This window comes from Synechococcus sp. CS-1328, from assembly GCF_025128095.1.
Classification (GTDB): domain Bacteria; phylum Cyanobacteriota; class Cyanobacteriia; order PCC-6307; family Cyanobiaceae; genus CBW1002.
Genome location: NZ_JAHLYT010000011.1, coordinates 15,091 through 26,509 on the forward strand (window position 1 = coordinate 15,091; position 11,419 = coordinate 26,509).

Genomic DNA, 11,419 nt, shown 5'->3' on the forward strand with positions numbered 1-11,419 from the left:
CTTCATGCAAGGTTCGATGCGACCGGCCGGTGGTGATGGGCTTGGGACAACGTTTCAGCTGATCCTGGCCGGGCTGGTGGCCCTGCTGATCCTGTTGAGCCAGACGATTTTCATCGTGCCCGCCGGCAATGTGGCGGTGGTGACGACCCTGGGCCGGGTGACCGGTGGGGAGCGCCGGCCAGGCCCCAACCTGAAGATTCCCCTGATCCAGGCCACGTCGTTCTTTGATGTGCGCACCCAGGTGCGGCCGGAGCAGTTCTCCACCCTGACCAAGGATCTGCAGGTGATCGAGGCCACGGCCACGATGAAGTACGCGATCCGGCCCAGCGAAGCGGGCCGGGTGTTCGAGACGATCGCCACCGACAACCAGCAGATCTACCCGCGGGTGATTCAGCCCTCGCTGCTCAAGGCCCTCAAGTCGGTGTTTTCCCAGTACGAGCTGGTCACGATCGCCACCGAGTGGAACAGCATCTCCGCATTGGTGCAGGACAAGGTGGCGGAGGAACTCAAGAAGTTCGATTACGTGACGGTGCAGGGCCTGGATCTCACCGGCCTGCAGATCGCCGAGGAATACCGCGCCGCCATTGAGCAGAAGCAGATCGCGGATCAGCGGTTGCTGCGCTCCCAGACCGAGGTGAAGATCGCCGAGCAGGAGGCCCTCCGCTACGAGATCCTCAACAAGAGCCTCGATGACCAGGTGCTCTACAAGCTCTTCCTCGACAAGTGGGACGGGCAGACCTCCGTGGTTCCGGCTCTTCCGGGAACTGCGGGCGGTACCCCGCCGGTGATCGTGCAGGGCCGGCGCTGATGCTGCAGGCGGCGGGGCTGGCCTCGGGGCTGGGGGCGGGGTTGGTTGCGGCCCTGATTCAGCTCCAGGGCCCGGCACTGAGGCCTGGAATCCTGGCGGGCTCGGTGACCCTGCCGCTGGAGCGCGCCGCCGGCGGTGACACACCGGTGCTCAGCCTGCGCAGCGATGGGCGGCCGGTGCGCTTCCTGGTCGATACCGGCGCCTCGTCCACCCTGGTGTCGCCGGATCTGGTGAAGCGGCTGGGTCTGGCCAGCACCCCGATCCCGCCGGCCGATTTCGGCCTTGCCGGCGCTGGCAACGGCTGCGGCACTCTGCAGCCGCGGCGCACGTCCCTGCCGCCTCTGAGCCTGTCGACACAGTCCCTGGCAACGCAGCGTCTGCCCACCCAGAGCCCGCCTTCCGAGGCGCCGGGAACCCTCAGCCTCATCGGCGCCGAGGCCCTGGTGTTGCCGGTGGGGGGCCTGCCGCCGGACGTGGACGGCGTGCTGGGGGCCCCACAGCTGCGCCAGTTGCCTCTCTGGATCGATCCCCGCGGCAGTGTGCTGGCCTTCGGTCGCAGTGCCCTGCAGGCTGCGGATCAGGCCTCTGATGGTCGGGCATCGAATCGGGGCTCCGGGGCCTCAGGCGAGGTGACGCTCCCCCTCCGCTGGCACCGCGGCGTGCCGCTGCTGTCCCTGGTCACCGGCAGCCGGGCCGGCACGGTCCAGGCCCTGGCCGACACCGGCGCCGAGGGGTTGTTCGTCACGCCGGAGCTGGCCATGGTGCTGCCGGCCCTCGGATCCAGCCAGCCCCTGCGGGTGGCGGGCTTCTGCGGCGAGCAACCGGCCAGCTGGACGCGGGTTCAGGGACCGAGCCTCAGCGGCCGCAGGCCAGCCGCACCGGTGCAGGCCATCCTCACGGCCAACCCGGTGTTCCAGGCCCTGGGGGTGGAGGCGATCGTGGGGCAGGAGCTGCTCCGCCCCCATCGCCAGCTCTGGCGCCTTGAAGCCACGCCGCCGACGCTGCGCCTCTGGTAACGGCCCGCTCCAGTCCGGAGCCAGTCCGGAGCGAGGCCAGAGTCTGCCGGAAGCTGCAAGGCTTGAGGCCCACGTGAGCTCCCGACGCGAATGGTGGCACTGCTGGTCTATGTGGTGCTGAAGGGTCTGGAGAGCACCGTCGTGCGGGCGCTGCAGCTCCAGGGCGCCCGCCATCCGGTGGATGGCATCAACCCGATCAGTGCCTGCAATCTGTTTTTCTTCGCCCTGGTGGTGGTGGGTACGAGTCTGGTGCTGGCCGACCGGAGCACCCTGCAGCGGCAGCTGCCGCTGCTGCATCGCCGCCAGTGGCAGCTGCTGGCTCTCGACATGCTGGCCGGCAGCCTGCTGGGCCCCCTCGGCAGCTTCATGGCCATCGAGGCTCTGGCTGTGATCGAGAAGACCCTGGTGTTCAGCCTGGTGCTGCCTGCTTCGGCGCTGCTGTCGTGGCTGTGGCTGGGCGAGCCGCTGCCCCGCCGCTTCTGGCTCACCACTGTCGTGATCGGCCTGGGGCTGGGATTGGCCTCCCTCGGCAGCGGGGTGCCGAGGGGGATGGACCGGTTGTCGGGCCTGGCCTGGGGGGGCGTGGGTGTGGCGGGGTTCTCCTGCAGTGCGGTCACGGCCCGGCGGCTGAATCGGGACGGCCTCGGTATCGGGCTCACCACCGGTCTGCCGTCGCTGCTGGCGGCGCTGCTGTTTCTGCTGATCGGTCTGGTGCTCTACGGCCCAGGGCACTTCATGCATCTGCAGCTCTGGTGGGTGGCTGGGGTGATCGGGCTCTATGCCATCACCGTGGTGCTGGGCAGTGAGTGCAGCCTGCGCCTCTGTTACCGGCGCTTCAGCGTGGCCACCGTGGCCATCGTCGGGTCGTTGAGCCTGGCAGTTTCGGTGGTCAGTGCGGCGGTGGTGCTGGCCGAGCCGCTGCGCATGCCGGTGCTGCTGGGCTCGGGGCTGGTGCTGCTGGGCGTGATGCTGGCGGTTCGCGCGGCTCCGATCGCGGCTGCATCCAGCGCGGCCTCCTCCAGTGGGGCGGCAACCCTGCGGACAGACGGCTGACCAAGCCGGCCTGAGGCGCGATCATCGAGGGGCTGCGGCCGGTGCATCACCACCCAGCAGGACGGGGGATGGGCAACGACGACACGCTGCTCCTGCAGGCCCAGGGGCTGGATCGACAGCTGGGGCCACGCTGGCTCTGGCGGGATCTCGCGCTGCAGTTGCAGCCCGGTGACCGCTTGGCCCTGGTGGCACCCTCCGGTGCGGGCAAGACCCTGCTGCTGCGCAGCCTGGCCCTGCTGGATCCGCTGCAGCAGGGTGAGCTTTTTCTTCGGGGCCGCACGCCTGCGGCCTGGGGCCTGCCCGTGTGGCGTTCACGCCTGATCTATCTGGCCCAGCGGCCGGTGCTGTTTCCCGGCACGGTGCGGGACAACCTGCAGGCGGTGTTTCAGCTGGCCGTGCATCAGCAACGCCACTGGCAGCCGGAGACCCTGGCGGGCTGGCTGGAGAGCCTGGGGCGCGACGAGACGTTTCTCGACCTCGATGCCGAGCGGCTCTCCGGTGGCGAAGCCCAGCTGCTCAATCTGCTGCGGGCTCTGCAGCTCGATCCCGACATCCTGCTGCTGGATGAACCCACCGCCTCCCTGGATCCGGCCTCCACGGCGGCGGTGGAGGACCTGCTGGCCGGCTGGCTGGAGGCGGGCGACCGGGCCTGCGTGATCACCAGCCACGACGGCGAGCAGCTGCGCCGCTTCGGCAACCGCCGCCTGGAGCTGGCCGTATGACGCCGATCACCAGCGGGGCTCTCACCATCAGCGACGGCCGCCTCGCCCTGGCGACCCTGCTGATCCTGGTGAATGTGGGTCTGTCCGCCTTGCTGCGGCTGGGCCTGGGCCGCACGTTGCTGATCGCCTCCACCCGGATGGTGGTGCAGCTGCTGCTGGTGGGGTCGGTGCTGGAGTGGCTGTTCCGCCAGGACAATGCCCCCGCCATCCTGCTGCTGGCTCTGGTGATGGCCGTGATCGCCGGCATCTCGGCTGTGCAGCGCACCCGGCGGCGCTTTGCCGGGATCTATCGCAACAGCCTGGTTTCCGTGATTGGATCCTCGGCCCTGGTCACCGGTCTGGCGATCGTGGCGATCATCCAGCCCGAGCCCTGGTTCACCCCCCAATATCTGATCCCGCTGCTGGGCATGGTGCTGGGCAACACCCTCAACGGCATCTCCCTCGGCCTGGATCGCCTGATGGAGGGGTTGCTGAGCCGGCGGGAGCAGGTGGAGGCGTGGTTGGCCCTGGGCGGCAGCCGCTGGGAGGCCTGTAATTCCGTGGTGCGGGATGCGATCCGCATCGCCATGATCCCCACGATCAATTCGATGATGGTGATGGGTCTGGTCAGCCTGCCCGGCATGATGACCGGCCAGATCCTGGAAGGTGCCGCACCTGCGGCTGCCGTTCGTTATCAGATCGTGATCCTGTTCATGATTTCCGCTGCCACCGCCCTTGGGGTGTTCGGGGTGGTCTTGCTGGGCTACCGCAGCCTCACCAGCCAGGACCATCAGTTGCGGCTGGACCGGCTCTCATCCCTGCGCGAGCGCCCCTGATCGGCCCGCCTGATCAGCGCCTCTGATCAGCACAGTGGTCGGCATGAAGAGCCGGCATGAAGAAATGACCCGCCTGTGCCAGCTCTTTGGGCGGCCATCCGATCGTAGATCAAAAGGCTGTGATCGCCATGGCTCGCAACACGACGAACCGAAGCTCAGCGGAGGGCTCCAGCTGCGGTTTTCTGGTGGCGATGTATGAACGCTGCTCGATTCTGCGTAACGAACAGGGCGGCTATCTCGTGCATCACGACGCCTTCCCAGAAGGTCAATGGAACGCCGCCAATCTTCCGGCGGCCCATGCCCTCTGCTCCTCCCTGGGCCGCCGCGCTGAGCCGGATGGGTGAAGGGGGCAGCGGTTATGGGCTGGGGCGGGCCTGTGGCGTGCTCGCGACCCGGGTCAGGGCGCTTTGGAGGCGCAGGCGATTGAACCGCTGCAGCCAGATGCAGGGAAGGTTGAAGGCGGTGGCGAACAGCAGATTGATCAGCACCCCCCAGGGCGGCATCCAGGCCAGCGTGGCCAGCCAGAAGGGCCACACGCTCAGATGCACCAGCTCGGCACGGCGGGTTTCGGCGATCAGACGCTCCAGCCGGGCCGGATCGCGGCTCACCAGGCTGGCCTTGCGCACGCCCCCTGGAAACGCGTTGCCCGCATCGGGCAGCCAGCCCTTCCAGTGCCGGATTCCCAGCCGCTTCTCGTAAGCCCCAGCCGCCTCGCCCCAGGGCCGCGGCCGGGTCAGCAGGTTGTCGTGGCGCAGCAGCGGCATCGGCAGACGGTGCCCGATCCAGCCGATCAGCACGCACCAGCCCATCCAGCCAAGGGCACAGGCCAGCGCTGCCATCAGGGGGTGGGAAAGTGCTGGCCCTGTCATGTCCGCGTGCCCCGTTCCAGTTTCAGGATCGCCAGAACGGCCCCCGGCCGGAAGCGGGTCTGGCACTGCCACCGGTAGCGTCGGCGCCAGCCGTAGCAACCACTACAGGTAGCGCACTGGATGTTTCCGGGCACCGGGGCTAGCGTGTTTCGAGTCGTGCGTCGCACCCATGACCCAGCTCCACGACCTGCGCCTACGCCTGCTCGTGCAGCAGGAAAGCGAAAGGATCGCCGCGTCCCAGCCCGACGAGCTGGATCTCTCGATCGTGCAGGCCCGCTGCCTCTGCTGGCTGGCGTTGCTGGCCGAGGCCCATGAAGACCAGGCCACCGATGCCGAGCGCCGCTGCGATCTGGAGCAGGCCATGGGTTGGTTCGCCGATTCGATGCGGCTGCGCGATGTGATCCACGTGGTGTCGTCGATCGAGATCCCGCTGCCCGGCATGGCCGATCTCGAGATCGACGATGGGCCCCTGGGGGACTGGGGTGCCGGGGAATTGCCCTCGATCTGAGCCTCCAATGAGGCTGAGATCGTCCGCTTCGGCAGTCCGGTGCCATGATGGACGTTGATGAGCCCTGGGGAGTGCGGTGCCGGAAGAGCCCTGCCAATGCCCTGATTGCCAGCGTTTCTATCGGGAACACGACCGATTGATCCGCGAGAATCCGACCCTGCGCCAGCAGCAGGAGCTGAACTGGGCGGCCCTGCAGTCGTTCCGCACCCTGGCGGGCCGGGTGCTCGAAGACCTTCAGAAGCAGTACGGCGACCTGGAGCCCCCTGCGGCCCCGGCGGTGGAGGCCGGCGGCGGTACGGCGCCGGTGGCCGAGAACGAAGCCATCCAGCAGGCCATGGCCGATCTGGAGAACATCAACGCCCATCTGTTCTCGATCGAGGCCCTGATGGAGCGCATTTTCGATGTGCGCGTGCCTGAGGAAGTGGAGCGCAAGTTCCGCGAATTGGCCGGTGAGCTGGCTCCAGACCCCCTCAATGCCGATCGTCTGCGGCTGAACCGCTTGCTGCATCAGACCCCCGACCTCCCCGATCACCGGGGCTGAGCTTCGGGCATCCATCCCCTTGCTCGAGCCCCCGTCGATCAGTCCAGCTCACAGCTGATCGTGACCGGGAACGGTTCGGCCTTCCAGATGGTTGCGGCGTATTCGCCCACGGAGCGATCCGACGAGAAGTAGCCGCTGCGGGCAGCGTTCAGCAGGGCCATGCGATTCCAGCGGCCCGGATCAGCCCAGGCCTGGCTCACTGCAGCCTGCGCCTTGAGGTAGGCCTCGAAATCGGCCAGCACATAGAACGGGTCGCGGCCGGTGAGGTTCTGCAGCAGGGGGCGGAACAGATCGGTGTCACCGCTGCTGAAGTGGCCCTGTTCCACCAGGCGCAGCACCTCGGGCAGTTCGACGATGTCGTTCACCAGCTCCCAGGGGCGGTAGCCGCGATCGTGCAGCTCGGCCAGCTCCTCGGTGGTCTTGCCGAACAGGAAGAAATTAGCGGCGCCAACCTGCTCGCGGATCTCCACATTGGCACCATCGAGAGTGCCGATCGTGAGGGCTCCATTCATGGCGAACTTCATGTTGCCCGTGCCGGATGCTTCCTTGCCGGCGGTGGAGATCTGCTCGGAAAGATCTGCGGCTGGATAGACCTTTTCCCCGAGTTTGACGTTGTAATCAGCCAGGAAGATCACCCGCAGGCGTCCCTGCATGTCGGGATCGGCATTCACGGTCTCGGCGATGGCGTTGAGGAAGCGGATGATCAGCTTCGCCATGTAGTAGCCCGGTGCCGCCTTGCCGCCGAAGATGACTGTGCGCGGTGCTTCGCCATCGGCGGTGCCGTTCTTGATGCGCAGGTACAGAGCAATCACCTGCAGGGCATTGAGGTGTTGGCGCTTGTACTCATGGATCCGCTTCACCTGCACGTCGAACATCGAGGCCGGATCCACCAGTACGCCGGTGTGGCGGTGGATGTAGTGGGCCAGGTGATGCTTCACCGCCAGCTTGGTGGCACCCCAGCGCTCCAGGAAGGCGGTGTCGTCTGCGAAGCGTTCCAACTCCTGGATGCGGCTGAAGTCACGGATCCAGCCTTCGCCGATCGCCTCGGTGATCAGTTCCGAGAGCTGGGGATTGGAGAGGGCCACCCAGCGACGTGGTGTGACGCCATTGGTGACATTGGTGAACTTCTCCGGCCAGAGGGCGGCGAAATCCGGGAACAGCTGGGTCTTCACCAGGCTGCTGTGTAATTTCGCCACGCCATTGACATGGTGCGAGGCCACGGTGGCGAGATGGGCCATGCGCACGGCCTTGGGGCCGTCCTCGTCGATGATCGACACCCGACGCAGGATGTCATTGTCGCCGGGGTAGCGCAGCCGCACCTGCTGCAGGAAGCGGCGGTTGATCTCGTAGATCAGCTCCAGGTGGCGGGGCAGCAGGGAGCCGAACAGATCAATGCCCCATTTTTCGAGGGCTTCCGGCAAGAGGGTGTGGTTGGTGTAGGCCACCGACTGGCTGGTGATGCGCCAGGCCTCCTCCCACTCGAGCTGTTTCTCATCCAGCAGAAGCCTCATCAGCTCGGCCACGGCGATGGCTGGATGGGTGTCGTTGAGCTGCACAGCCCAGTGGACCGGAAACTCCTGCACCGGAATGGCGCGGGCCTCAAGGGAGCGCAACATGTCCTGCAGGGAGCAGCTCACAAAGAAGTGCTGCTGTTTGAGGCGCAGACGGCGACCCTCGTCGGTGCCGTCGTTGGGATAGAGCACCTTGGAGAGATTCTCCGAGCCCACCTTCTCTTCCACGGCGCCGTAATAGTCGCCGATGTTGAAGGCGTAGAAATCGAAGGTCTCGGTGGCTTCGGCGCGCCAGAGGCGCAGGCGATCGCAGGTGTTGACCCGATACCCGAGCACCGGTACATCGTGGGGAACCCCGATCGCGGTTTCCTCGGGCACCCAGCGCACCCTGGAGGAGCCGTTGGTGTCGCGGTAGCTCTCGGTGTGGCCACCGAAGCCCACGAAGCAGGCCTGATCGGGGTGGGGGATCTCCCAGGGCCAGCCGCCCTTGAGCCATTTGTCGGTGATTTCGACCTGCCAGCCATCGCGGATGATCTGATCGAAGATGCCGAATTCGTAGCGGATGCCGTAGCCGGTGGCCGGGATCTCCAGGGAGGCGAGCGATTCAAGGAAGCAGGCCGCCAGGCGGCCGAGGCCACCGTTACCAAGGCCGGGCTCCTCCTCCACCTCCAGGATGTCTTCAAAGTCGTCGATGCCGAAGCGACGCAGGGCTTCGGCGGCCTCCTCTCGGATGCCGAGCATCAGCAGGTTGTTGCCGAGCTGGGGTCCCACCAGGAACTCGGCCGAGAGATAGGCCACCACCCGGGCGGGGCTGGCGCCGATCGCCTCGATGCCGGCCAGGTAGCGGGTCATCAGCCGGTCGCGCACCGCGTAGCTCAGGGCCATGTAGAGGTCATGGCGGCTGGCTGTAGGCGCGAGCTTGCCGAGCGTGTAGAAGAGGTGCTCGGTCATGCCGTCGAACACGTCGTCAGCGGTGAGGCCGCTGCGATCCGGGTCGGCGTAGCAGCCCGGGGTCGGGAGACGCAGGGTCAGGGGCTGGTGCTCGGTCATGGGGGGCTGCCGGGGACGGACGACCGGGTGGCGGGCTTTGCCAAGTCCGCAGGGACCGACACAGGTCCTCCACAAGACGGTAGCGATGACTGCCATAGCCAGTCCTGATGGTTCGGTAGAGATCCGCAAACCCACATGCCCTGGCATTCGGCTTAACGTCGCGCCACTTCAGTCCTTCCATGCCTTTTCCACCGCTGCTGATCGAGATCGGCAACCACCAGATGGAGGTGGCGGAAACCCTGATCTCCGTCGGACGTTTCCTGGTGATCTTTGTGGCCGCCCGCGCCCTGGCCGAGCTGATGGTGCGGCTGCAGTTGCCCACCATCCTCGGCGAGCTGGTCGCGGGGGTGCTGGTGGGCGTGTCCGGCCTGCATCTGATCGTGCCCCCCGAAACGCACGCGCAGCTGAGCGATTTCGGCGTCAATCTGCTCAGTTCCTTGGCGGAGGTGACCCCCGAGCAGATCCGGGAGATCTACGCCGAGACCTTCCCCAATCTCGCGGCTGTCTCCCAGATCGGCCTCTATGCCCTGCTCTTCCTCACCGGCCTCGAGAGCGAGCTCGATGAACTGGTGGCTGTGGGCATGCAGGCCACCACGGTGGCCGTGACCGGCGTGGTGCTGCCCTTTGCCCTTGGCACTGCTGGCCTGCTCTTTTTCTTCCATGTGCCGCTGATCCCGGCGGTCTTCGCCGGCGCGGCCATGACAGCCACCAGCATCGGCATCACCGCCAGTGTGTTCGGCGAACTCAAGTACCTCAAGACCCGCGAAGGGCAGACGGTGATCGGAGCCGCCGTGCTCGACGACATCCTCGGCATCGTCATCCTGGCGGTGGTGGTGGCCGTGGCCGGTGGCGGCACCCTCTCGATCGGCCCGATCCTCAAGCTTGTGGTGGCGGCTGGGGTGTTCGTGGCAGCGGCCCTGTTCCTCAGCCGCACCGCCGCTCCCCTGTTCGACTGGTTGCTGGATCAGCTCAAGGCCCCAGGAGAAGTGGTGGTGGCCTCCTTTGTGGTGCTCTCCCTGTCGTGCTTCGCGGCCCAGGCGATCGGCCTGGAAGCTGCTCTTGGAGCGTTTGCGGCCGGCCTGATCCTGAGCAGCTCCAAGCACACCCATGCCATTCAGGAAACGGTGAAGCCGCTGGTGGCCCTGTTCGCCACCATTTTCTTCGTGCTGATCGGCACCGGCATGGATCTTTCGGTGCTCAACCCAATGAACCCCGAAAATCACGAGGGTCTGATCGTGGCAGCCTTCCTGCTTACGGTGGCGATCCTCGGCAAATTGGCCTCCGGCTGGAGCTACTTCAGCAAGGAGAAGACCAATCGCCTCGTGGTGGGTATCGGCATGATGCCGCGCGGAGAGGTGGGTCTGATCTTCCTGGGGCTCGGTACCCAGGCCGGTCTGCTGACACCAGCACTCGATGCTGCCATCCTGTTGATGGTGATCGGCACCACCTTCCTGGCTCCGATCCTGCTGCGCTTTGTGCTCGCTGCCAAACCAGAAACGGCTGAACAGCCGGCCTGATTCAAGCGATCAGAAGCTGGCTCATCGGCGACTGTCTGCGATGCGGGGAATCTGTTGATGGATTCTTTCCTGCGGCGCTGGGGCTTCAGCTGGAGAGGCTGGCTTGATAACCGTCACGGCGAGTGGTGGCTGATTGCCCAGCTCGTCCTGATCGCCGCCCATGCCTTGCCAGCCTGGCCTGCTCCGGCCAGGTTGGGTCTGGTCTGGCCCTGGCACCTGCAGTTGCTGGGCTGGGGTCTGTTCATCCTGGGCCTGGCCCTCGCCGCCCAGGCTTTCTGGCGTCTGGGGTCGAGCCTCAGCCCCCTGCCCGATCCCATCCCCGGCGCCGCCCTGGTGATCAGCGGGGCCTACGCCCGCTGCCGCCATCCGATGTATCAGGCCGTCTTGGTCTGTTCCCTCGGGGTGACCGTGGCCCTGGGCAGCCTGCTGCACCTTGGACTGCTGCTTGCCCTCTGCGCCGTGCTGGGCGGCAAGGCCCGGCGGGAGGAGCGTCAGCTCCTGTCCGTGCATTCCGACTACGCCGCTTACCGCGCCTCGACCGCAGCAATCGTGCCGCACCTGCCTTGGCTGGACTGGCGCTGATCGCTGCCTGGGCCCTCAGGGGCTGGGTTCATCGCGACGGCTGGCCAGGGTCCAGAACAGGCCGGAGAGCACGCCCATCAGACCGAGGCTCGTGGCCCAGCTGGGTCCCAGGGCCCAGCCCAGCCCCAGTTCCGTGAGCAGGCCCACCGCCAGGGCCAGGACCAGGCTGCTGAGGGCGAGCACGACCTGTTGCGCAATCTCGCCCAGGGGGCCCTCCGCCAGGGCCTGCTCGAACCGGGCCAGGGGCCGGCTGAGCGGGAGATAGAGGGCCAGGGCCCAGAGGGCGATGCCGGGCAGCAGGCCACCCCAGTCGAATCCTGGGCTGTACACCGCGGCGGCGATGGGGACCGGCGCAAGGAAGGAGTGCAACGGGCAGGCAATCAGGGGGAAGGCAGGCAGAGCGTGAGCCTGTCGGTGCTGCCTAGCA

General features: G+C 66.8%; 13 protein-coding genes. 10 read left to right on the plus strand and 3 right to left on the minus strand.

Annotated elements, in window-relative coordinates:
• Window positions 1-4 precede the first annotated feature (4 nt).
• The 6 genes from KQ310_RS01670 (at window position 5) to KQ310_RS01695 (ending at window position 4,758) form a co-directional block, all read left to right on the plus strand.
• Window positions 5-808: a prohibitin family protein gene (locus KQ310_RS01670; protein WP_259720059.1), complete on the plus strand. Its 804-nt coding sequence runs from the start codon at window positions 5-7 to the stop codon at window positions 806-808.
• Window positions 808-1,824 carry a retropepsin-like aspartic protease gene (locus KQ310_RS01675; protein ID WP_259720060.1) on the plus strand — a complete coding sequence of 339 codons (1,017 nt, stop codon included), beginning with the start codon at window positions 808-810 and terminating at the stop codon, window positions 1,822-1,824. The genes KQ310_RS01670 and KQ310_RS01675 overlap by 1 nt, the downstream gene beginning before the upstream one ends.
• Window positions 1,825-1,914: 90 nt before the next feature.
• Window positions 1,915-2,877: an EamA family transporter gene (locus KQ310_RS01680; protein WP_259720061.1), complete on the plus strand. Its 963-nt coding sequence runs from the start codon at window positions 1,915-1,917 to the stop codon at window positions 2,875-2,877.
• 68 nt (window positions 2,878-2,945) lie between these two features.
• Window positions 2,946-3,599, plus strand: a complete 654-nt coding sequence (locus KQ310_RS01685; protein ID WP_259720062.1) for an ATP-binding cassette domain-containing protein — start codon at window positions 2,946-2,948, stop codon at window positions 3,597-3,599.
• Window positions 3,596-4,414 carry an ABC transporter permease gene (locus KQ310_RS01690; protein WP_259720063.1) on the plus strand — a complete coding sequence of 273 codons (819 nt, stop codon included), beginning with the start codon at window positions 3,596-3,598 and terminating at the stop codon, window positions 4,412-4,414. Before KQ310_RS01685 ends, KQ310_RS01690 begins: the two co-directional genes overlap by 4 nt.
• Before the next feature lie 128 nt (window positions 4,415-4,542).
• On the plus strand, window positions 4,543-4,758 hold the full coding sequence (locus tag KQ310_RS01695) for a hypothetical protein (protein ID WP_259720064.1): 216 nt from the start codon (window positions 4,543-4,545) through the stop codon (window positions 4,756-4,758).
• A gap of 12 nt (window positions 4,759-4,770) precedes the next feature.
• Here KQ310_RS01695 and KQ310_RS01700 read toward each other — a convergent pair whose 3' ends face one another.
• The gene (locus KQ310_RS01700; RefSeq protein ID WP_259720065.1) at window positions 4,771-5,253 is read right to left on the minus strand and encodes a hypothetical protein; all 483 of its coding nucleotides are present in this window, start codon (window positions 5,251-5,253) and stop codon (window positions 4,771-4,773) included.
• 199 nt (window positions 5,254-5,452) lie between these two features.
• Here KQ310_RS01700 and KQ310_RS01705 point away from each other — a divergent pair, with 199 nt between their 5' ends.
• Window positions 5,453-5,791: a hypothetical protein gene (locus KQ310_RS01705; protein WP_259720066.1), complete on the plus strand. Its 339-nt coding sequence runs from the start codon at window positions 5,453-5,455 to the stop codon at window positions 5,789-5,791.
• A 76-nt stretch (window positions 5,792-5,867) separates the two neighbouring features.
• Entirely contained in the window at window positions 5,868-6,332 is a 465-nt protein-coding gene (locus tag KQ310_RS01710) for a hypothetical protein (RefSeq protein WP_259720067.1), read from the plus strand.
• Window positions 6,333-6,370: 38 nt separating this feature from the next.
• Here the strand turns inward: KQ310_RS01710 and KQ310_RS01715 are convergent, their stop codons facing one another.
• Complete coding sequence (locus KQ310_RS01715) at window positions 6,371-8,893, minus strand: glycogen/starch/alpha-glucan phosphorylase (RefSeq protein WP_259720068.1); 2,523 nt, start codon at window positions 8,891-8,893, stop codon at window positions 6,371-6,373.
• A 179-nt stretch (window positions 8,894-9,072) separates the two neighbouring features.
• Here KQ310_RS01715 and KQ310_RS01720 point away from each other — a divergent pair, with 179 nt between their 5' ends.
• Entirely contained in the window at window positions 9,073-10,410 is a 1,338-nt protein-coding gene (locus KQ310_RS01720; RefSeq protein WP_259720069.1) for a cation:proton antiporter, read from the plus strand.
• Window positions 10,411-10,467: 57 nt separating this feature from the next.
• Complete coding sequence (locus KQ310_RS01725) at window positions 10,468-10,992, plus strand: isoprenylcysteine carboxylmethyltransferase family protein (protein ID WP_259720070.1); 525 nt, start codon at window positions 10,468-10,470, stop codon at window positions 10,990-10,992.
• Between the two features lie 15 nt (window positions 10,993-11,007).
• On the opposite strand, the gene KQ310_RS01730 is transcribed toward KQ310_RS01725, so the two are convergent.
• Window positions 11,008-11,361, minus strand: a complete 354-nt coding sequence (locus KQ310_RS01730; protein ID WP_399237395.1) for a hypothetical protein — start codon at window positions 11,359-11,361, stop codon at window positions 11,008-11,010.
• Window positions 11,362-11,419: the final 58 nt, after the last annotated feature.